Origin of the sequence: Mycolicibacterium grossiae (genome assembly GCF_008329645.1) — a bacterium.
In the GTDB taxonomy this organism is placed as follows: Bacteria; Actinomycetota; Actinomycetes; order Mycobacteriales; family Mycobacteriaceae; genus Mycobacterium; species Mycobacterium grossiae.
Window position 1 is genome coordinate 4,210,474 of sequence record NZ_CP043474.1, and the last position, 20,503, is coordinate 4,230,976.

A 20,503-nucleotide genomic window follows, 5' to 3' on the forward strand; every position below is an offset into this window, starting at 1 on the left:
CCGCCGGTAGGTTGCCCGGTGTGGAGAAGGTCATCGTGACGATGCAGCGGGCGGCATCCGAGGAGACGTGGTGCGCGCGCCTGCGGGGTGAGGTCGCCGACCGCCTGCTGGGCCTCGACGTCGCCGGGCTGGCGGTCAACGTGCGCGACGACGCCGTCCGCGACGCGGTGCTGACACTGACGACCATGGACCCGCCCGTGGTCGCCGTCGTCTCGCTGTGGGTTCGGCAGTACTACGGCGACGCCACCCGCGCCGCCCTCGACGTGCTCACCGGGGAGTGCGAGCGGCTGGCGGCCTACCTGGTGACCGAGTCCGTGCCGCTGCCACCCCCGGATCACGCGGGGGACCGCACGCCCGGGCTCGCCAACGTCGCGCTGCTGCGCCGACCGGCCGACCTCGACGAGGCGACGTGGCTGCGCCGGTGGCACGTCGACCACACCGCCGTCGCCATCGCCACCCAGTCGACGTTCGGCTACACCCAGAACACGGTCGTGCGTGCGCTGACCGACGGCGCCCCGGCCGTCGCGGCGATCGTCGAGGAGAACTTCCCGATCGAGGCCACCACGGACCTGCACGCCTTCTTCGGCGCGGCCGACGACGCCGACCTGAGCGACCGGATGAACCGGATGCTGGCCAGTACGTCGGCCTTCGGCGCCGACCGCGACGTGGACACGGTGCCCACCAGTCGCTACCCGCTGCGCATGCCGTTCGCCACGGCGGTGGCGCCGTGACGACACTGCACGAGGCCGCAGCACTCGCGGCCGCCGACCACGGCTTGGCGGTGGTCGCCACGCTGCGGGCCGACCAGACGATCCAGGCCAGCCTGGTCAACGCGGGCGTCCTGGCCCACCCCGACACCGGAATCGAGGTGCTCGCGTTCGTCACCTACGGCAGGGTGAAGCTCGCGAACCTCCGCGCGCGACCGCAGCTCGCGGTGACGTTCCGCCAGGGCTGGCGGTGGGCCACGGTGGAGGGCACCGCCGAACTCGTCGGACCCGACGACCCGCAGCCCTGGTCGGACGACGACGGCCTGCGCCGACTCCTACGCGACGTCTTCACCGCCGCGGGCGGCACTCACGACGACTGGGACGCCTACGACCGGACCATGATCGAACAGCGCCGCACTGCGGGCCTCGTCACACCCGGGCGCATCTACACCGGAGGCTGATGCCTACGCTCGCTTCGTGCTGGTGCGAATCGACGACGCGGACGGCGTACGAACCCTCACCCTCAACCGCCCCGAGGCGCTCAACGCCTTCAACGAAGCGCTGTACGACGCCACCACGGTGGCGCTGCGCGAGGCGGACGCCGACCCGGAGGTCGCGGTCGTCGTCCTCACCGGCACCGGTCGCGCCTTCTCGGCGGGCAACGACCTGCTCGAGATGCAGGCCCGCGTCACCGACCCGGACTTCCAGCAGGGGGAGTACGGCTTCCCCGGCTTGATCGAGACGCTCACCGCATTGCGCAAGCCGCTGCTCCTGGCGATCAACGGGGTCGGCGTCGGCATCGGTGCGACGATCCTCGGCTTCGCCGACCTGGTGTTCATGTCGGCGACCGCGCGACTCAAGACGCCCTTCACAAGCCTCGGCGTGGCTCCGGAGGCGGCGTCGTCCTACCTGTTGCCGCGGCTGATCGGCCGGCAGAACGCGGCCTGGATGCTGCTCTCGTCGGAGTGGATCGACGCGCCGCAGGCGCTGCGCATGGGTTTGGTCTGGCAGGTGTGCGAGCCCGACGACCTGCTCGGCGAGACGCAGCGGCACGCCGCCGTCCTCGCGTCGCGACCGGTGCCGTCGCTCATCGCGGTGAAGCAGACCATGGTGGATCCGACGCGCGAGGAGATCGCCGCGGCCGCCGCGCGCGAGTACGCGCAGTTCGAGGTGCTGCTGGGTGCCGCCGCCAACGCCGACGCGCTCGCGGCCTTCGCCGACCGCAAGTCGCCGTGACCGGCTGTCGAGTCAGCTCGCCGCGTGCACCGGGCACTGCTGGGTCTGCGCCGCGGCGATGATGGCGCGCACCGTGCGACGGCAGCGGCCGCAGTCCGAGCCCGCACCGCAGGCGTCGGCGATCTGCTTGGACGTAGAGGCGCCCGCGCTCACCAGATCGGTCACCACCTGACTGGTGACCCCGGTGCACAGACAGACGAACATCAGCCGACCGCCGCGTCGAATGCCGCACCATTCCGCGCGCCAATTCCGGCCGCCCGGAATGGCGGACGAATTCGACGATCGGTCATCGCTGCCGCCTCGGTCCACGGGCACCGGCGACGGTCGCCGACGGTGCGATCTGAGAGTTAGTGGAGTCTAACCTTAGTAAGGGTAGCCAGTCCACAACAGCGCCGGAAAGTCGATGCCTTCCGAGGGTTGCCTAACCGAAAGTCGCACTTGAAAGGCCGAAAACGCCCGGCGATCCCTTAGCTGTACGCCGCCGCGTCGACTATGTTCGAGGGACGTCAGACAGCCCCTGACGGTCACCACGAACCTGCGCCGGATGCGGTCCTCCCGGCGCGCGAGGAGCCAGCATGCAAGGCGACCCCGAGGTCCTGAAATTGCTCAACGAGCAGTTGACCAGTGAACTCACGGCCATCAATCAGTACTTCCTGCATTCGAAGATGCAGGACAATTGGGGCTTCACCGAACTCGCGGAATACACCCGCAAGGAATCGTTCGAGGAGATGCACCACGCCGAGTGGATCACCGACCGGATCCTCCTGCTCGACGGCCTGCCGAACTATCAGCGCCTCTTCTCCCTGCGCATCGGCCAGACGCTGCGCGAGCAGTTCGAGGCCGACCTCGCGATCGAGTACGAGGTCCTCAACCGACTGCGGCCGGGCATCATGATGTGCCGGGAGAAGGGCGACGCCACCAGCGCCCGTCTGCTCGAGGAGATCCTCAAGGACGAAGAGGGGCACATCGACTACCTCGAGACCCAACTCGACCTGATGTCCAAGCTCGGCGAGCAGCTGTACTCCGCGCAGTGCGTGTCCCGCCCGCCGGGTGGCGGGTCGGGCCACCCGGCGAACTAGAACACGTTCCACATCGTCGTCGTCGGGCGTAGGATCCCGCCATGAGCCGCATCGGATCCTTCGCCGACGACGACGCCGCAGCCTGGATCACGAAGTCGCCCGACATCGGCACCGCCATGGCGGGATTCACCCATGCGGTCTACACCAAGAACCGGTTGCCCATGCGCGTGCGCGAACTCGCCCGCATGGTCATCGCGCTGGACAACGAATGCGTGGTGTGCCAGAACACGCGCGACTCCGAGGGCGCCGCGGCCGGCGTCGACGAGGCGCTCTACGACCACGCCGCGCAGTGGCAGACCTGGCCCGGATTCGACGAGCAGGAGCGGGTGGCCGCCGAGTTCGCCGCCCGCTTCGCGCGCGACCACACCGCACTGCGCGACGACGAGGACTTCTGGGACCGCTGCCGCGCACAGTTCAGCGACGAACTGCTGACCGATCTCGCGCTGTCGTGCGCCATGTGGCTCGGCATGGGGCGGATGCTGCGGACGCTCGACATCGGGCAGGCCTGCAAGATCACCCTGTAGCCGGCCGCCCCGCCCGGCACAATGGCTGCCATGGCAGCCAACCGCGTCGCGGACCTGAAGACCCATGACGTCTCCACGATCCTCGGCACGGTGGTCAATCCCGCCGGGCTGACCCACGCCAAGACCATCCCGGTCCACCGGATCGGCGCGTTCGCCGATCCCGGGTTCGGCGCCAGCCCGGTGTGGCACGTGTTCGCCATCGACCAGACCGGCATCGTCGTCGGGCCCGGCACCGGGGTCGTGGGCGATCGGCGGATCCGCATCGACCTCGACGAACTCCACCTGCTCGGCGACGGATTCGCCTGGGCGCCCGGCTCGTTCTTCGACCAGGACGGCAGCCCGGATCCGCTGTGCAGCAGAGGCACACTGCGCCGCATCGAGGAACGCCTCGCCACGGCGGGCTACATCGCGCAGGTGGGCCACGAGATGGAGTTCGTCCTCGTGGCCCCGGACGGGTCGGCGCTCCCGTCCCACCTGTGGGCGCAGTACGGGTTGGCCGGCGTCCTCGAATTCGAGGGTTTCGTCCGGGACGTCATCGAAGCCGCCGCGTCCGCCGGGGTGATGATCGAACAGTTCCACCCCGAGTACGGCGCCAACCAGTTCGAGATCTCGCTCGCTCCACGCACCCCCGTCGCCGCCGCCGACGCCCTCGTCCTGGCCCGCATCGTCGTCGGCCGCGTCGCCCGCCGGCACGGCGTGCGGGTTAGCCTCTCACCCGTGCCGTTCACCGGTAGCGTCGGTTCCGGTGCGCATCAGCACTTCTCACTGCAGACGTCCGACGAACCGGTGTTCTCCGGGGGTGACGGGCCGGGCGGCATGACGCCCGCGGGCCAGGCGGCGATCGCCGGGCTGCTCGCCGGCCTCGCCGACGCCCACGGCGTGCTCAGCGGATCGATCCTGTCCGGCCTGCGGATGCAACCGGGGCACTGGTCGGGCGCCACGCTGTGCTGGGGCACCGAGAACCGCGAGGCCGCCGTCCGCTTCCTCACCGGAGGTCCCGGAAACCCGCACGGCGCCAACGTCGAGGTGAAGATCGTCGACCCCTCGGCCAACCCCTACTTCGCGTCGGCCGCCATCCTCGGGTTGGCGCTCGACGGCATCGAGCGCAGCCTGCCGCTACCCGAGGAGGTCACGGTCGACCCGGCGGAGCTGAGCGACGAGCGGCGCCGCGCCGCCGGCATCACGACGCTGCCCACCGACCAGGCCTCCGTCCTCGCCGCACTCGACCGCTCGGCGCTGCTGCGCGGCATCCTGGGTGACGCGGCGGTCGATGCGATCGTTGCGGTCCGCCGCTATGAGCACGACACTTACGGCAGCCGCACCGACGACGAACTCGCCGAGACGTTCCGGCTGGCCTGGAGCGTGTAGTGGTCCTCCCGCTCGCCGAGCACGTCGACGCGGTCGGGCTCGTCGACCACCACGTGCACGGATACTGGCTCGACGTCGGTGACCGCCGCCGCTTCGAGAACGGCTTGAACGAGGCCAACGTCGAACCGCTGGCCGACTTCGACTCGGCGTTCGACACCCAGATCGGGTTCGCGATCCGCGCGCACTGTGCGCCACTGCTGGACCTGCCCCCGCACGCCGACCCGGACGTCTACTGGGCGCGGCGGTCCGAACTCGGCGACGCCGAGGTGGCGCGCCGCTTCCTCGCCGCCGCCGGGGTGACGCACTGGCTGGTCGACACCGGATTCGCCGCGGGCGCCGCGGATCCCGCGACGCTCGCCGCCGCATCCGGGGGCCAGGTTGGCGAGATCGTGCGACTCGAGTCGATCGCCGAGGAGGCCGCACGCGACGAGGGCGACTACGCCGACGCGTTTTCGCGGCTCCTGGCCGAGCGCGGCGCGACGGCCGCCGGGACCAAGTCGATCCTCGCCTACCGCGGCGGCTTCGTCGGCGACCTGAGCGAACCGTCGCCGGCCGAGGTGCGCGACGCGGCCGCGCGCTGGCGCGACGCCGGCGGCACCCGGCTCACCGACCGCGTGCTGCTGCGCTTCGGTCTCCACGAGGCACTGCGCCTCGGGAAGCCGCTGCAGTTCCACACCGGCTTCGGTGATCGCGACTGCGATCTGCACGCCGCCAACCCCATTCACCTGCTGGAGTTCCTGCGACGCTCGGGGGACACGCCCATCACGCTGCTGCACTGCTATCCCTACGAGCGCGAGGCCGGCTACCTCGCGCAGGCCTTCAACAACGTGTACCTCGACGGCGGTCTGAGCATCAACCACCTCGGTGCCCGCTCGACGGCGTTCATCGGGCGGCTGTTCGAACTGGCGCCGTTCCGCAAGATCCTGTATTCGTCGGACGGATTCGGACCGGTGGAGCTGCACTATCTCGGGGCACGGTTGTGGCGCAACGGCATTCGCGAGGTCACGTCGTCGTTCGTGGCGGCGGGGGAGTGGAGCGCCGCCGACGCCGTCCGCGTCGTCGACCTCGTCGGCCACGCCACGGCGCGCCGCATCTACCGTCTGGACTGAGGCGACCCTAGACCTCGCCGGTGGCGTCGTAGATCCAGCTGGTGTCCGCGTTCGCGAAGTCGGCGAGCCAGGTCGGCGGCGCATGGTTGGCCAGCGCGCCCATGTCCCAGTAGTCCTTCCACAGCGTCACCACCAGGCGCCCGTCGCGTTCCTCCACCCGGTGCACCGAGACGAACCGCAGGACCGCCGATTCGCCCGTCTCCCAGTGCCACTCCTCGTGGTGTTCGTACATCACGTGGGGGCCGTCGGCGAGCAGCAGACCGTCGAAGTTCTCGTAGGAGGCCAGCGGGGCGAGCCCGATCTTCAATCGCTTCACGATGTCCTCGCCGCCCTTGGCCGCCGCCGTCGGACCCACTGGGACGTCGAGGTAGATGCAGTCGTCGGACACGTGCGCCCGCACGCCGTCCCAATCCCGGTCGGACAGCGCGCGCCACAGCCCGCGCACGGCGTCCTCGACCGACCTCGGCGACGCGACCTGCTCAACCGACACGGCTCAGCACCTCCTCGGCTGCGGTCGGGGCGGGGGACCGGTGCGCTGCCCGCAGGAACCGTCCGGTGCGGGCGCGGCCGACCAGATCGGTGGGCACGCCTTCGGTGAACACCCTCCGGCCGCCGACGAACACGGCGGTGACGGTGTCGTCGTTGCGGTTCACCATGCGGGACAGGCCGCCGTACTGCGGGACCGGTTCCTCGGCGTAGTCGTCGAGGCGCTCGTCGAGTCGCTCCGGGTCGATGATCGCGAGATCGGCGCGGTCGCCGACCCGCAGATGGCCGGCGTCCAGCCGGTACCAGTCGGCGAGTTCGCCGGTGAGGCGGTGCACCGCCTGCTCGACGGTCATGAACGGCGTGCCCGCCCGCTGCGCGTCGCGCACGTGGCGCAACAGTCGCAGGCCCATGTTGTAGAACGCCATGTTGCGCAGGTGCGCCCCGGCGTCGGAGAAGCCCATCTGCACACCGGGTTCGGCGGCGAGCTTCCGCAGCACCTCGGGGCGGTGGTTGGAGATCGTGGTGCGCCAGCGCAGCGCCTTGCCGTGGTCCAGCACCAGATCCAGGAACGCATCGACCGGGTGCAGTCCGCGCTCGTCGCCGACCGCGCCGAAGGACTTGCCGACGACGGTGGCATCCGGGCAGGCGACGATCTCGGCGTCGTAGAAGTCGCGCTGCCAGACCCGCACGCCCATCCTGTTCTCGTAGTCCTTGCGGAACCGGCGCCGGTAGGCCTCGTCGCGCATGAGGTCGTTGCGTTCCAACTCGTCGGACAGGTGCAGCGCAGCCGCACCGGCGCCGAACTCCTCGAACACCACCAGGTCGATGCCGTCGGCGTAGACCTCGAACGGTACGGGCAGGTGCTGCCAGCGGAAGTTGCCGCCGAGCCGGTTGATCACCCGGGCGAGTGGCCCGAGCGCCACGATGGCGTAGGGGTTGCTCTTGACGTCGGCGGCCGACAGCAGGCTGGTCTTGAGCGGGTTGCGCACGATGCCGAGGGACTGGAACAGCTGTGAGCCGAGGTCGAACGGGTTCGCGATGTCCGGGCCCGACTGCAGCACCCGGCCCGCGCGGCGCAGCAGCGACTTGAGCCGGCGCAGCTCGCGCGCCTTCGCGTAGGTGGACGGCAGGGTCCGCGAGCGGCAGGTCTCGCCGTCGAGCTTGTCGAAGAGCAGCTGTTGCGACGACAGACCGACGAAGCCCGCCCGCAGGGCCTCGGCAAGCATGCGCTCCATCTCCGCCTGCTCGCGGCGCGTAGGCCGGACGTCGGAGCGGGTCGCGCGGTCCAGACCCATCACGGCGGTCCGCATGTCGGAGTGCCCGATGAACGCCGCGACGTTCGGCCCGAGCGGGCGGGCCTCGAGCGCCTCGACGTACTGCTCGCACGTGCGCCAGGTCTTGTGCGCGTCGACCGCGCCGATCACGTGCTCGCGCGGAATGGCTTCGACGCGTCCGAACAGATCACCGGCGTCGGTGCCGTCGACGTGGATGGTCGACAGCGAGCAGGAACCGAGCATCACCGTCGTCACGCCGTGGCGCAGCGACTCGGTGAGCGCCGGACCGCCGAGCACCTCGACGTCGTAGTGCGTGTGGATGTCCAGCATGCCGGGCAGCACCCACTTGCCGGCCGCGTCGACGACCTGCGGGCAGCCGGTGGCGTCGAGGTCCTCGGCGGAGATCTCCACGACGTGGCCGTCGCGGATGCCGATCGTGCGGATCGCGGACGGTCCGCCGGTCCCGTCGAACCAGAGCCCGTTGCGGATGATCGTGTCGTACGTCACTGACGAGGTCACGTCGTCATTCGACCGCGCCCGGGGGGCCGTGTCAACGACTTCGTGAACACTTCTTCGAAATTGTCTACTCGGCCCAGGCGTCGGGTCGCCGCCCGTCGATGTCGGTGAACCCGTAGCGCCGCGCCAGCTCCGCCGAGCTCACCGAGCGTTGATTCCACCGCGCCCGGTGCGGATCGGCGGCCATCGCCGCGATCCCGCGGCCGAGGAAGCGCGGACTCTCCGACGCCTCGAAGCCCGGCGGCGCCGCCGGATGGCCGTCGTCGCGGTCGGGCCGCATGGCGGCGCGCCAATTCGCCTCCCCGACACCGTAGTTGGCGAGCATCATCTCCGAGCGCAGCCAGCCGGGTGTCACCGACACCGCGGTGGCGCCGTAGGGCAGCAGGTCGTGGCCGTGGCTGAAGGCCAGCCGGTTCGCCGCCACCTTGGCGAGGTCGTAGAACACCGACACCCGGTAGTGCTGCGCATTGAACTCCGCCGTCCCGTCGGTCACCTCGACCAGCAGACCGCCGGGACGCCGCACCAGCAGCGGCAGCAGGCAGTGGGCGGTGATGAGGTGCGTGTCGATGCCGAGTCGCAGGATGCGCAGCCCGTCGGCGAGGTCGTGCTCCCACACCGGGCGGTTCCAGGACGACGGCGGCCCCTTGAGGATCTCGGCCCCCCACAGGTCGTTGACCAGCACGTCCACGGCCCCGTAGGCGTCGCTCAACCGGTCGGCCAGCGCGCCGACCCCGGCGACGTCGAGGTGATCCACGACGGCCGGGACGCCGACGCCCCCCATCTCGGTCACCAGCCGAGCCGTCTCCTCCACGGTCTCGGGGCGGTCGTAATCCGAGGGCAGGCCACCGGTCTCACTGCTGCGGCCCGTGCAGATCACCGTCGCGCCGGCCTCCCCGAGCGCCGCGGCGATGCCCCGTCCAGCGCCGCGGGTCGCGCCGGCGACCACGGCCACCCGGCCGCGGAGATCCGGCGCCGGGCCCCAGGACGGTTCCATCGGCACAGTATTCGCCTCGCAGCGGCTTCCCAGCGGGGGTTCGGCGGATGCGGGCATACTCGGCAACGTGACCCCACTGCAGCGGTACATCGCCGAGGAGATCGCCACCGATCACGTCGACGGGCTGCTGAGCCGGCGCGAGGCGCTGCGCCGCATGGCGCTGCTCGGCGTGGGCGCCGCCGCCGCGAGCGCCCTGATCGCCGCGTGCGGCGAGAACGGCTCGACCACCCCGTCGTCGTCCGGGTCGTCGACCGGCGACTCCGGGTCGCCCTCGCCCACCGGCGGATCGCCGTCGTCCACCGCGGCGTCGACCGCCGCCGCGCCACCGCCCGGCGTCGAGAACGAGGTGGCCACCGCGGCGATCACCTGGCCGGGACCCGGTGGCGAACTGCAGGGCGCCTGGGCGGCCGCGGCCAGCCCGAAGGGCGCGATCCTGGTGGTGCACGAGAACAAGGGCCTCACCGACTGGGCGAAGTCCGTCGCAGGACGCTTCGCCGGCATCGGCTACTCGAGCCTGGCCATCGATCTGCTGTCCGGCCGGGGCGGCACCGCGGCCTTCACCGATCCGGCGCAGGCCACCGCCGCGCTGAGCACGATCCCGCCCGAGCAGTTCGTCGCGGACTTGCGTTCCGGACTCGACGAGGTGGCGCGGCGGACGCCCGGCGTGAAGCTCGCGGTGGTGGGCTTCTGCATGGGCGGCGGCCTGGTCTGGCAGCTGCTGGCCGCTGGGGAACCACGACTGGCCGCGGCCTTCCCGTTCTACGGACCGCTGCCCGAGGGCGCCTCGTTCGCCGGTTCTGCGGGCGCCGCCGTGCTCGGCTTCTACGGCGAGAAGGACGCGCGGGTCAACGCCACCCGTGAGGCGGCCGAACGCGCGCTCACCGACGCCGGCCTGGTCCACGAGCTGGTGGTCGAGCCGGGTGCCGACCATGCGTTCTTCAACGACACCGGACAGCGCTACGACCCGACCGCCGCGGCGGACGCCTGGCGACGGACGGGGGACTGGCTGACCGCGCACGTGGGCTGACCGAGGGGGCGTGTTCGCCGCCCGTTCACGCGACCGCCCACCGGCCGTTCGCGTCAGCACACGCGCACCGGATTCGATGGTGCGACATGCGGGTGGTGCAGGTCGCGAATTTCTACGGGCCACGCTCGGGCGGCTTGCGCACCGCCGTGGACCGGCTCGGCGCCGAGTACTGCGCCGCCGGCCACGAGGTGTACCTCATCGTCCCGGGCGGATCTCCGGACGCGCGACGCCTCCCGTCCGGCGTGCGCCGGATCTCGTTGCCCGCGCGCAGGATTCCCTGCACCGGCGGCTACCGAGCCGTGCATCCGCATCCCGTGACGACGTTGCTCGAGCGCCTCGAACCCGACGCCATCGAGGTCTCCGACCGGTTGACACTGCGCTCGCTGGGCAGGTGGGGCCGCACGCACGGGGTGGCGACGGTGATGATCTCCCACGAACGCCTCGACCGGCTGGTGGGGCAGGTGCTGCCGCCGCGGCTGGCCCGCTCGGTCGCCGACCTCGCCAATCGGCGCACGGCCGCCGACTACGACGCGGTGGTCTGCACCACCGCCTTCGCCCGGGAGGAGTTCGACCGGATCGGCGCCCGCAACGTGGCCACCGTGCCGCTCGGCGTCGACCTCGACCAGTTCCACCCGCGCCGGCACAGCGTGGACGTCCGGCGCCGGTGGGCGCGGCCGGAGCAGACGCTGCTGGTGCACTGCGGCAGGCTGTCGGTGGAGAAGCACGTGCACCGCAGCATCGACGCCATTGCCGAACTGCGGGATTCGGGCACCGACGCCCGGCTGGTGGTGGTCGGCGAGGGTCCGCTGCGCGCCCGTCTCGAGCGGCAGGCCGCCCGGCTGCCGGTGGACTTCACCGGGTACATCGGCTGCCGCGACACCGTGGCGACCATCCTCGCGAGCGCGGACGTCGCGCTCGCCCCCGGACCGCACGAGACGTTCGGGCTGGCCGCCCTCGAGGCCCTGGCGTGCGGCACCCCGGCGGTGGTGTCGAAGACCTCGGCGCTGGCGGAGATCCTCACCGCCGACAGCGGAGCCGCGGCGGACAACCATCCGCAGGCCATCGCCCGCGCCGTGCGCGGCGTCATCGGTACCCCGGAGCACGAACGCCGCCACCATGCGCGCCGACGCGCCGAGGAGTTCACCTGGCCGCGGTCGGCAGCCGGCATGCTGACCGCCCTCGGCGCCGCGCCCGCCTGACGGCCCGCGCCCGCGCGTTTGACGGTCCCCGACGAGGGGCACCCGCGTAATCGGCAGGCACGTCAATAGCGTCCGGGCGCCCGGACCCTCGACCGAAGGAGTTCGTCATGTCGACCACCGCCTGGATCATCGTTGCCGTCGTCGCCGTCCTCGTGGTGCTGGTCATCGCGTTCGCGATGCGCAGCGCCAACCATCGACGCCGCCACGCCAAGGCCGAGCAGATCCGCGCCGAGGTGCACCAGGAGACCCAGCGGGTGGACCGGCGCGCCGCGGTGATGCAGGAGACCGAGGCCAAGGCCCGTGCCGCGCAGGCCGAGGCGGAGGCGAAGGCCGCCGAGGCGGCGCGGCTGGCCGACCGTGCTGCCGCCCACCGTCAGGAAGTGGACTCGTCGCGCGAACGCCTCGACGCCGCGCGCGAGCACGCCGACCACATCGACCCGCGGGCCCGCACCTCGAACGACGCCACGCACGAGGCCACCCACGGTGCCACGGACGGCGAGCCGGACCGCGTGGTGGTTCGCGACGATCAGACCGTCGCCGACGACCGGGCCGGACGTCGGAGCGCAGCGGACGACCGGACCGTCCGCTAACCCGCGGCGGCCGGTCCCGGCGGAGTCCACGCCACGGGCAGCCGCTTGATGCCGTGGATGAACGCCGACTGCAGCCGGTCCGGCTCGGCGTCGGCGGCGAGATCCGGCACCTGACGGCGCAGTTCCTCGAACGCCACGGTGATCTCGCGACGCGCGAGGTTGGCCCCGAGGCAGAAGTGCGCGCCCCCGCCCCCGAACCCCACGTGCGGGTTCGGGTGACGGGCCAGGTCGAAGGTCCATGGGTCGGCGAAGCGGGTCTCGTCGCGGTTGGCCGAGCCGTACCACAGCGTCACCTTGTCGCCGGCCGAGAGCGCGACCTCGCTCAGTTCGACGTCACGGGTCACGGTGCGGCGCATGTAGCTCACCGGAGACGCCCACCGCACGATCTCCTCGACCGCCGTCGGGGCCAGCGCCTCGTAGTCCTCCCACCATGCTGCCCGCTGCTCGGGGTGACGGCTCAGGGCCAGCACGCCGTGGCTGATCGCGTTGCGGGTGGTCTCGTTGCCGGCGACGACGAGCAGGATGAAGAAGGACGCCACCTCGCTGGACGTCAACCGCTCCCCGTCGAGTTCGGCCCGGACGAGGCTGGTGGTCAGGTCGTCGCCGGGACGGCCGCGACGGTCGTCGGCGAGCGCCGAGGCGTAGGCGCCGATGTCCATCGCCACGCGGAAGAACTCGTCGAAGTCCGTGGTGATGTCGGGGTCGCCGAAGCCGAGGATCACGTTGGTCCAGCCGAAGATCCGGTCGTGATCGGCCTCCGGGATGCCCATCATGTCGCAGATGATCTGCAGGGGGAGCGGCCCCGCGAACTCCGTCACCAGGTCGGCACACCCGTCGGGGTGCTTGGCCACCATGTCGGTGACCAGGCGGCGCGCGCGGTCGCGCACCGCGTCCTCGATCACCGCGAGCACGCGCGGGGTGAAGGCGCTGCGCACGATGCCGCGCAGCCGGGTGTGCCGGGGATCGTCGAGCGCGATCATCGACCCGAAGTACTCGGCGAGTTCGGGCGTCTGGTCGCCGATCGTGATGCCTTGGGCGGAGCTGAAGATCTCCGGATGCCGGCTGGCGTGGAAGACGTCGTCGTAGCGGGTCACCGCCCAGTGGCCGCGGCCGCCCTCCATGAACTCCGCGTGCAGCGACACCGGGGCCGCGCGCCGCAGCGTGGCGAAGGCGCCGTCGCGGACGTCGTCGTCCTGGGCCCAGAAGTCCCACGACCCCAGGTCGATCCGGTCCAGCGGCACCTCTGGAGGCGGTGTGCCGTTCACCCGTTCGGCTATGGCCACGCTGCCTCCCGTTGCAGAACCGCTGCGGTGGAGCCTAGCGTCAGGGCCTGCCCTCGTGCCCCGACCTGCCGTGGGTGCGCCGGTCTTCCTTCATGCGCGCCTCGAAGACGTGCCGGTACCCCTGCTGCAGCTCGTCGCGCACGCGCCGCTCGTGGTCGCGCAGCACCGACCAGTAGTTGTCGTCGAAGTCCTCGACGATCTGAAAGGTCCACCGTCCGTAGAGCACGTTGCGACCGACCATCTCCGTCGCCAGCCGGTCGGCCACCTCGGCGTGTCCGGCGTCGCGCAACTTGTCGCACGCCTCGCCCAGGAGCAGGTCGGCACGACCCATCAGCTGGTGGAATTCGTAGAGATGACCGCGGGCGCGCTCCACCCACTCGAGGGCCTCGGAGACCGACCCGACCGCTTCGACGGTCTCGTCGGTGACGTCGTCGGGCAACTTCCGGTCGAAGTCCGCCGGCCGGTCGGACGCGTCGTGGTCAACGGATGTCTCGGTCACCGCAGCCAGATACCCCCGCGGGGCACCGAGAAACGTGGTAGCACCGAACGGTGCGCAACCCACATGCCGGACAACCCTTTACGACGTCGGACGACGAGATCGCCGACGCGCTGTGCGACGTCAGCATCCCGACGCTGATGCTGTCGCTGGTCCACATGTCCGGCAACCCCGACCTCATCCGCGGCAACCTGCGGCCGGCCGGGTTGTTCCTGAACGAGGTGCAGGGGTACATGTCCGAGCCGGACAAGGCGGCCGTGCGCCGCCTGGCCCTCGACGTGATCCGCGACTACCGCGACCGTGGCTGTCCGGAACCGGAACCCATCGGCCCGGAGCTGCTCAAGGAGATGATGGAGTGGCTGGTCTGCGAACCCGTGCCCAACGAGTACGTGCCGATGGTGCTCGAGGAGATGGAACTCGACGGCCGCGACGGCCGGGCTCCCGACGGCCCGCACGCCGCGGGCGTCGACCGGGAGGCGCGCGCGGCCTTCCCGGTGATCGTCATCGGCTGCGGCGAGTCCGGGCTGCTGGCCGGCATCCGGCTGCGCGAGGCCGGCATCCCGTTCACCATCGTCGAGCGCAGCGGCGGCCCCGGCGGAACGTGGCACCACAACACCTATCCCGGAGCGCGGGTCGACGTGGGGAACCACTTCTACTGCTACAGCTTCGAGCCGTCGGACGAATGGACGCACTTCTTCGCCGAGCAGCCGGAACTACGGGCCTACTTCGAGCGCGTCATGGACCGCCACGGCATCCGCGAGCACGTGCGGTGGCACACCGAGGTGACCTCCGCCCGGTGGGACGAGGCCACCGCGACGTGGACGGTGTCGACGCGCGACCGGCAGGGCCGGGTCGAGGAGCTGACGGCCCGGGCGGTGATTAGCGCCGTCGGGCAGTTGAACCGGCCCAAGCTGCCCGACATCCCCGGGATGGCGTCGTTCGGCGGTCCGTCGTTCCACTCCGCGGAGTGGGACCACGACGTGCCGCTCGACGGTAGGAGGGTCGCGATGATCGGCGCCGGCGCCAGCGGCTTCCAGATCGCCCCCGCCATCGCCGACGACGTCGCCCACCTGACCGTGTTCCAGCGGACCGCGCAGTGGATGTTCCCGAACCCCAACTACCACGCCGCCGTGGGACCGGGGAAGCGCTGGGCGTTGCGGCACCTGCCGTTCTACGGACGGTGGTACCGGTTCCTGCTGTTCTGGCCGGGCTGCGACAAGGGTCTCGACGCGGCACGCGTCGATCCCGACTTCCCCGACCAGCAGCGTGCGGTGAGCGAGATCAACGAGATCACCCGAGTGATGTTCACCGAGTGGATCACCAGCCAGCTCGACGGCGACGAGGCATTGGCCGCCAAGGTCGTTCCCGACTATCCGGCCACCGGCAAGCGGACGCTGCAGGACAACGGCAGCTGGTTGCGCACCCTGACGCGCGACGACGTGGACCTGGTGCGCACGCCGATCGCCCGCATCGACCCCGATGCCGTGGTCACCACCGACGGCGTCCGGCACCCCGTCGACGTGATCGTGTACGCCACGGGATTCCACGCCAACCGCATGCTGTGGCCGATGACGATCCTCGGCACGGACGGCGTCGACCTCGAAAGCCGTTGGGGTCAGCGACCGTTCGCACACCTCGGCATCACCGTGCCCGGCTTCCCGAACCTGTTCTGCATGTACGGTCCCGGAACCAACCTCGCCAGCGGGGGCAGCCTCATCTTCCATTCCGAGTGCCAGATGCGCTACATCACCCAGTGCCTGACGCACCTCGCCGACCACGGTGCCCGGTCGATGGAACCGCGCCAGGAGGTCTGCGACGAGTGGGTGCGCCGCAGCCAGGCCGAGATGCGCACGCTGGTGTGGGCCCACCCCTCGATCGAGCACTCCTTCTACAAGAACGACGACGGCGAGGTGTACGGCCTGAGCCCGTGGCGACTCGTGGACTACTGGACGTGGACGCGGACGCCCGACCCGTCGGACTTCGTCATCCGGGTGTGACGGACGCGACGCACGAGGTTCTTCCGTCGCTTCCACATCGCGACGGGTTCGACGCCGCACCCCTCTCCGGGAACCGTCTCTGACCAGCGCGTCGTAACGGCACGGCTGCGCGTGCCCGACGTCCTAGGTGGAACCCGCAGTCATCGCGACGGAATGAACGGCGCGCATCGGGCGTCGTTCACCGTGGACCGCGGGTCGGGGACACGGAAGGAAGTGACACCACCATGAATCGCATGACCAGGATGGTCGGCGGCGTCCTCATCGCCGGCGGCGTCGGCCTCGGATCGGTCCTGGGGACCGTTCCCATCGCGTCGGCGGCGCCCTCGGCACCGCTACCGCTGAAGCCGGGACACGGACACGACGGCCCGTTCTGCCCGCCCGGGTGTGGCAACGGTCCGGGCAACGGGAACGGCCACGGAAACGGCCGCGGCAACGACGACAAGGGCCCGTGGTGGGCCAACAACTCCCACGAGTGGTGGGACGACCGCAACGGCCCGCCGCCGTGGGGCTGGGGTCCGCCGCCGCCGCTGCAGTGGAACGGCGGTCCACTGCCGGGCCGGGTGAACTACTGGGGCTATGACGCCGCGCCGGTCTGGAACGACGGCAACGCGCAGTGGGGCATCTGGCTGTTCGGCCAGTGGATCCCGATCTTCGGCGCCGGCGTCCGCTAGGCGCTCACCCGACGCCGTCCGGCGCGGCGTCCACCTCACGAGTGGCGCTGCGCCGGAGCGGTGCCGGGGTCCATCGGGTTGACTGGCATGGTGAGCACACCTGATCTCAAGGTCCGCTTCGGCGTCGGCCTGGCGGGTGACGTCGCGCCGCACGAGCTGCCCGCCCTCGTCGACCGGCTCGAGGCGCTCGGCATCGATTCGCTCTGGTTCTCCGAACTGGTGTACTCACCGGCGGTCGACCCGTTCATCGGCATGGCGCACGCGCTGGCCCGCACCACCCGGCTGAAGGTCGGCACCTCGGTCGCGGTACTGCCAGGACGCCACCCGGTACTCGTCGCCAAGCAGCTCGCATCGCTGGCCGCGCTGGCGCCGAAACGGGTGCTGCCGGTGTTCGGGCTGCAGTCGGCTCTGCCCGCCGAGCGGCAGGCGTTCCCCGTCGCCGACGGACGACGGGGTGCGGTGTTCGACGAGTCGCTGCGCCTGTTGCGGCACGCGCTCACCAGCAGCGGATCGTTCGACGGCGAGTTCTTCTCGGTGTCCGACGTGGCGGTTGCGCCGCGGCCCGCGCGGCCCCTTGACATCTGGCTCGGCGGTTCCGCTCCGGCCGGGTTGCGTCGCATCGGCCGGCTGGGCGACGGCTGGCTGGGCAGCTTCCTCACCCCGGGCGAGGCGCGCATGGCCCGGGAGACGATCGAGCGCGCCGCCGCCGACGCGGGCCGCACCATCGACGCCGACCACTACGGGATCAACCTCGCGGTGAGCGACGGCGGGCTCGACGACGAGGTCGCGGCCGCGGTCCGGCGACGCCGACCAGACGTCGATCCGTCCGAGCTGATCGCCGACGGCTGGCCGACGCTGCACCGGCGCCTCGATGAGTTCATCGCCGCGGGCGTGTCCAAGTTCGTGATCAGGCCGGTCGGCGCTGGCCAATCTGGAGACGACGGCCGGCTCGAAGACTTCGTCACCCGGTTCGCCGCCGAACTGCTGCCCCGGGAGAACTGAGCGCACGAGGAGCGACCATGCCGACACACGTCATCGTCGGCGGCCATCTACGCGTCGACCCGGTGACCCGGGCCGACTACCTGGCGGGCTGCCTCGCCGTCGTCGAACGGGCGCGCTCGGCGGACGGCTGTCTGGACTTCGCCATCAGCGCCGACCCCATCGACCCCGGCCGGATCAACGTCTACGAGCGGTGGGAGTCGCAGCAGGCGGTCGACGCCTTCCGGGGCAGCGGCCCCGACGCCGACCAGACCCTCGCGATCCTCGACGCCGACGTCACCGAATGGGACGCGTCGCGCGGCCGTCGGCCCTGAACGAACCCCGATTGGCGGGTTTCGGCCGTTTCAGGACCAACCGGTACTGTGCTTACACTGCGCGAAGTACGCCGAAAGGCTCCCGAGCACGGTGGAGCCTCGAGAGACGTTCGAGACGAATCGAAGGGCCAGGTCTTGTCAGACAGCACGAGCAACACCAAGGACATGCAACCGCACTTCGAGGACGTGCAGGCGCACTACGACCTGTCCGACGACTTCTTCCGGCTCTTCCTCGATCCGACGCAGACCTACAGCTGCGCGTACTTCGAGCGCGACGACATGACGCTCGAGGAAGCACAGCGAGCGAAGATCGACCTCTCCCTGGGCAAGCTGGGCCTCGAGCCGGGGATGACGCTGCTCGACGTGGGCTGCGGCTGGGGTGCGACCATCCGGCGCGCCATCGAGAAGTACGACGTGAACGTCGTGGGCCTGACGCTGAGCCGCAACCAGCAGGCGCACGTACAGAAGGTGCTCGACGGCATCGACAGCCCGCGCGAGAAGCGGGTGCTGCTGCAGGGCTGGGAGCAGTTCCACGAGCCGGTGGACCGCATCGTGTCGATCGGCGCCTTCGAGCACTTCGGCCGCGACCGGTACGACGACTTCTTCAAGATGGCCTACGACGCGCTGCCCGCCGACGGCACGATGATGCTCCACACCATCGTCAAGCCCGACGACGAGGAATTCGCGGAGCGCGGGCTGCCGGTCACCATGACCAAGCTGCGCTTCTTCAAGTTCATCATGGACGAGATCTTCCCGGGCGGCGATCTCCCGCAGCCCGTCACGGTCAAGCGGCACGCCACCGCGGCCGGCTTCGAGGTGAAGCTGGTGCAGCCGCTGCGGCTGCACTACGCGCGGACGCTGGACCTGTGGTCGGCGGCGCTGGAGGCGCACCGCGAAGAGGCCATCGCGATCCAGTCGCAGGAGGTCTACGACCGGTACATGAAGTACCTGACCGGTTGCGCCGACCTGTTCCGCGAGGGCTACACCGACGTCTGCCAGTTCACGCTGACCAAGGGCTCGTAGCTCCCGCGGGTCACCTGCCGGGCGGCCCCGGCGTCGCACCGGCGGCGTCGCGGCGCCGCGCCGCCATGCCGGCGAGCGCCTCGAACACCACCCGGTGCGCGGCGTTGACGGTCAGTTCGGCGTGGTCGTAGGCCGGGGCGACCTCGACCACGTCGACCCCGGCGACGTCGTGCTCACGGCACAGCTGACGCACCATGCGCAGCAGGTCGGCGCTGGTGATGCCGCCCGGTTCCGGTGTGCCGGTGCCCGGTGCGTGCGCCGGGTCGAGCACGTCGATGTCGACGGAGAGGTACAGCTTGTCGGCCTTCGCCAACGCCTCGCCGACGGCATCAACCATGACGGCCTTGAAGCCGCGCTCCCAGATCTCCTGCATGGTGTGCCACACCATGCCCTGCTCCTGCATCCACTCGAACGTGTCCTGCGGCGGCCAGTAGCCGCGCAGCCCGACCTGCACGAAGTGCGTGCCGGGCACGGCACCCGATTCGATCAGCCGCCGCATCGGCGTGCCGTGGCTTGCGAGGTTCCCGTCGATGATGTCCGCGGTGTCGGCGTGCGCGTCGAAGTGCACGATGCCGACGTTGCCGTAGCCGTGGACGTCGGCGACCGCCGTGGCCGACGGCCAGGTGATCGAGTGGTCCCCGCCGAGCACGACGGGCACGATGCCGCGCGAGGCGACGGCTTGGACACGCTCGCGAATGTTGTTGTGCGACACCTCGGTCAGGCCGTGCGGACAGTAGGCGTCGCCGAAGTCGACGACCTCCAGCCAGTCGAAGATCTCCAGGCCGAGGTCCATGTGATAGGTGCCCGGCTCGTAGGCGGTGGCGCGGATCGCACGCGGGCCGAAGCGCGCCCCCGGCCGGTTGGTCGTCGCGACGTCGAACGGCGCGCCGACGATGGCGACGTCGGGGCGCCACGATTCCAGCTGCTCGGTCTCGGTGAGGAACGGCCGGTGCCCGAAGGAGGCCATGCCGGCGTAGGGCAGGTCGAGCTGCTCGGCCAGCCCCGGGGGCAGCTCCCGCCGTGGCGCGTCGGGATCCTCGTGGTGGTGGCCGTGGCTCATGGGGTGAGAGTACCGTCCGTTCGCACACCCTGCGGCGCAACGGATGTCGTGGACGCGGCGGCCGCCCGCAGGGCCGAGGCGAGCACCTCCGGAATGGCGCGCTTGGTCCAGTCCCGATTGGACACCACCACGTAGACGTTCGCCCCGCGCACCGCGAGGCGTTCGGTGTCGTCACCCGAACCGCGGCGCCACACCTCGAAGCCGAGCGTGAAGCTCGTCGTGCCGATGCGACTGCACTGCACCGGAATTCGGACCGCGTCACGCCACCGCACCGGCGCGAGGTAGTCGACGTCGGCATGCACCACCTGCATGTCGTAGCCGTCGGCCGCGAGATCGGGGAACGAGACGCCGAGGTGGTCGAACAGCGCCGTGGCCGCTTCGTCGAACCACGTCAGGTAGTGCCCGTTGAAGACCACCCCCTGCTGATCCACTTCCATGTAGCGCGGCACGACGGGCAGGGCGAACGGCATCGACACGACCGCCACCCTGCCGTGTGCAGGTCCGCCCGGCAACGATCGACGCCGCGGCATGCCGGATACGATCCCCACGCC

Annotated in this window: 23 protein-coding genes; 15 read left to right on the forward strand and 8 right to left on the reverse strand. The window is 70.9% G+C overall.

The window, feature by feature from the left end; all coding sequences use genetic code 11:
- Window positions 1-20 precede the first annotated feature (20 nt).
- The 3 genes from FZ046_RS20230 to FZ046_RS20240 are packed head-to-tail and all read left to right on the forward strand — an operon-like array spanning window position 21 to window position 1,943.
- On the forward strand, window positions 21-731 hold the full coding sequence (locus FZ046_RS20230) for a hypothetical protein (RefSeq protein WP_070353205.1): 711 nt from the start codon (window positions 21-23) through the stop codon (window positions 729-731).
- Window positions 728-1,168, forward strand: a complete 441-nt coding sequence (locus tag FZ046_RS20235; protein ID WP_070353206.1) for a TIGR03618 family F420-dependent PPOX class oxidoreductase — start codon at window positions 728-730, stop codon at window positions 1,166-1,168. Before FZ046_RS20230 ends, FZ046_RS20235 begins: the two co-directional genes overlap by 4 nt.
- Window positions 1,169-1,184: 16 nt before the next feature.
- The gene (locus FZ046_RS20240) at window positions 1,185-1,943 is read left to right on the forward strand and encodes an enoyl-CoA hydratase/isomerase family protein (RefSeq protein ID WP_070353207.1); all 759 of its coding nucleotides are present in this window, start codon (window positions 1,185-1,187) and stop codon (window positions 1,941-1,943) included.
- A 12-nt stretch (window positions 1,944-1,955) separates the two neighbouring features.
- Here the strand turns inward: FZ046_RS20240 and FZ046_RS20245 are convergent, their stop codons facing one another.
- Window positions 1,956-2,147 carry a (2Fe-2S)-binding protein gene (locus FZ046_RS20245; protein WP_070353208.1) on the reverse strand — a complete coding sequence of 64 codons (192 nt, stop codon included), beginning with the start codon at window positions 2,145-2,147 and terminating at the stop codon, window positions 1,956-1,958.
- A gap of 371 nt (window positions 2,148-2,518) precedes the next feature.
- Here FZ046_RS20245 and bfr point away from each other — a divergent pair, with 371 nt between their 5' ends.
- Genes bfr through FZ046_RS20265 form a run of 4 tightly spaced genes read left to right on the forward strand, consistent with a single transcriptional unit; the run spans window position 2,519 to window position 6,023 of the window.
- On the forward strand, window positions 2,519-3,022 hold the full coding sequence (gene bfr / locus FZ046_RS20250; RefSeq protein WP_070353209.1) for a bacterioferritin: 504 nt from the start codon (window positions 2,519-2,521) through the stop codon (window positions 3,020-3,022).
- A 41-nt stretch (window positions 3,023-3,063) separates the two neighbouring features.
- Window positions 3,064-3,546 carry a carboxymuconolactone decarboxylase family protein gene (locus FZ046_RS20255; RefSeq protein ID WP_070353210.1) on the forward strand — a complete coding sequence of 161 codons (483 nt, stop codon included), beginning with the start codon at window positions 3,064-3,066 and terminating at the stop codon, window positions 3,544-3,546.
- Window positions 3,547-3,567: 21 nt separating this feature from the next.
- The gene (locus FZ046_RS20260; protein ID WP_070353211.1) at window positions 3,568-4,914 is read left to right on the forward strand and encodes a type I glutamate--ammonia ligase; all 1,347 of its coding nucleotides are present in this window, start codon (window positions 3,568-3,570) and stop codon (window positions 4,912-4,914) included.
- Window positions 4,914-6,023, forward strand: a complete 1,110-nt coding sequence (locus tag FZ046_RS20265) for an amidohydrolase family protein (RefSeq protein WP_070353212.1) — start codon at window positions 4,914-4,916, stop codon at window positions 6,021-6,023. Before FZ046_RS20260 ends, FZ046_RS20265 begins: the two co-directional genes overlap by 1 nt.
- Window positions 6,024-6,030: 7 nt before the next feature.
- On the opposite strand, the gene FZ046_RS20270 is transcribed toward FZ046_RS20265, so the two are convergent.
- The 3 genes from FZ046_RS20270 to FZ046_RS20280 form a co-directional block, all read right to left on the reverse strand.
- Entirely contained in the window at window positions 6,031-6,513 is a 483-nt protein-coding gene (locus FZ046_RS20270; protein WP_070353213.1) for a nuclear transport factor 2 family protein, read from the reverse strand.
- Window positions 6,503-8,290 (reverse strand): N-acyl-D-amino-acid deacylase family protein, encoded by a 1,788-nt coding sequence (locus FZ046_RS20275; RefSeq protein ID WP_083298220.1) that lies wholly within the window; start codon window positions 8,288-8,290, stop codon window positions 6,503-6,505. The genes FZ046_RS20270 and FZ046_RS20275 overlap by 11 nt, the downstream gene beginning before the upstream one ends.
- A gap of 76 nt (window positions 8,291-8,366) precedes the next feature.
- The gene (locus FZ046_RS20280; protein ID WP_070353235.1) at window positions 8,367-9,293 is read right to left on the reverse strand and encodes an SDR family oxidoreductase; all 927 of its coding nucleotides are present in this window, start codon (window positions 9,291-9,293) and stop codon (window positions 8,367-8,369) included.
- 67 nt (window positions 9,294-9,360) lie between these two features.
- Between FZ046_RS20280 and FZ046_RS20285 the strand changes: the two genes are divergently transcribed.
- From FZ046_RS20285 to FZ046_RS20295, 3 genes are all read left to right on the forward strand, one after another.
- Window positions 9,361-10,320, forward strand: coding sequence for a dienelactone hydrolase family protein (locus tag FZ046_RS20285; RefSeq protein WP_070353215.1), 960 nt, complete (start codon window positions 9,361-9,363; stop codon window positions 10,318-10,320).
- Window positions 10,321-10,406: 86 nt separating this feature from the next.
- The gene (locus tag FZ046_RS20290; protein WP_070353216.1) at window positions 10,407-11,519 is read left to right on the forward strand and encodes a glycosyltransferase; all 1,113 of its coding nucleotides are present in this window, start codon (window positions 10,407-10,409) and stop codon (window positions 11,517-11,519) included.
- Window positions 11,520-11,626: 107 nt separating this feature from the next.
- Window positions 11,627-12,109, forward strand: a complete 483-nt coding sequence (locus FZ046_RS20295) for a hypothetical protein (RefSeq protein WP_070353217.1) — start codon at window positions 11,627-11,629, stop codon at window positions 12,107-12,109.
- On the opposite strand, the gene FZ046_RS20300 is transcribed toward FZ046_RS20295, so the two are convergent.
- Together FZ046_RS20300 and FZ046_RS20305 are read right to left on the reverse strand one after the other, a co-directional pair.
- Window positions 12,106-13,392 carry a cytochrome P450 gene (locus FZ046_RS20300; protein WP_070353218.1) on the reverse strand — a complete coding sequence of 429 codons (1,287 nt, stop codon included), beginning with the start codon at window positions 13,390-13,392 and terminating at the stop codon, window positions 12,106-12,108. The two genes, FZ046_RS20295 and FZ046_RS20300, sit on opposite strands and share 4 nt — an antisense overlap.
- Before the next feature lie 40 nt (window positions 13,393-13,432).
- Window positions 13,433-13,831 carry a hypothetical protein gene (locus tag FZ046_RS20305; RefSeq protein WP_176749562.1) on the reverse strand — a complete coding sequence of 133 codons (399 nt, stop codon included), beginning with the start codon at window positions 13,829-13,831 and terminating at the stop codon, window positions 13,433-13,435.
- 110 nt (window positions 13,832-13,941) lie between these two features.
- Here FZ046_RS20305 and FZ046_RS20310 point away from each other — a divergent pair, with 110 nt between their 5' ends.
- The 5 genes from FZ046_RS20310 (at window position 13,942) to FZ046_RS20330 (ending at window position 18,892) form a co-directional block, all read left to right on the forward strand.
- Window positions 13,942-15,885, forward strand: a complete 1,944-nt coding sequence (locus tag FZ046_RS20310; RefSeq protein WP_070353220.1) for a flavin-containing monooxygenase — start codon at window positions 13,942-13,944, stop codon at window positions 15,883-15,885.
- A 233-nt stretch (window positions 15,886-16,118) separates the two neighbouring features.
- Window positions 16,119-16,556 (forward strand): hypothetical protein, encoded by a 438-nt coding sequence (locus tag FZ046_RS20315; RefSeq protein ID WP_070353221.1) that lies wholly within the window; start codon window positions 16,119-16,121, stop codon window positions 16,554-16,556.
- Window positions 16,557-16,646: 90 nt separating this feature from the next.
- Window positions 16,647-17,558 carry a TIGR03854 family LLM class F420-dependent oxidoreductase gene (locus tag FZ046_RS20320; RefSeq protein ID WP_246182823.1) on the forward strand — a complete coding sequence of 304 codons (912 nt, stop codon included), beginning with the start codon at window positions 16,647-16,649 and terminating at the stop codon, window positions 17,556-17,558.
- Window positions 17,559-17,575: 17 nt separating this feature from the next.
- Window positions 17,576-17,869: a putative quinol monooxygenase gene (locus FZ046_RS20325; RefSeq protein WP_070353223.1), complete on the forward strand. Its 294-nt coding sequence runs from the start codon at window positions 17,576-17,578 to the stop codon at window positions 17,867-17,869.
- 165 nt (window positions 17,870-18,034) lie between these two features.
- Complete coding sequence (locus tag FZ046_RS20330; protein ID WP_176749563.1) at window positions 18,035-18,892, forward strand: cyclopropane mycolic acid synthase family methyltransferase; 858 nt, start codon at window positions 18,035-18,037, stop codon at window positions 18,890-18,892.
- A gap of 10 nt (window positions 18,893-18,902) precedes the next feature.
- Here FZ046_RS20330 and speB read toward each other — a convergent pair whose 3' ends face one another.
- Together speB and FZ046_RS20340 are read right to left on the reverse strand one after the other, a co-directional pair.
- On the reverse strand, window positions 18,903-19,952 hold the full coding sequence (gene speB, locus FZ046_RS20335) for an agmatinase (protein ID WP_070353225.1): 1,050 nt from the start codon (window positions 19,950-19,952) through the stop codon (window positions 18,903-18,905).
- Complete coding sequence (locus FZ046_RS20340; protein WP_070353236.1) at window positions 19,949-20,422, reverse strand: acyl-CoA thioesterase; 474 nt, start codon at window positions 20,420-20,422, stop codon at window positions 19,949-19,951. Before FZ046_RS20340 ends, speB begins: the two co-directional genes overlap by 4 nt.
- Window positions 20,423-20,503 lie beyond the last annotated feature (81 nt).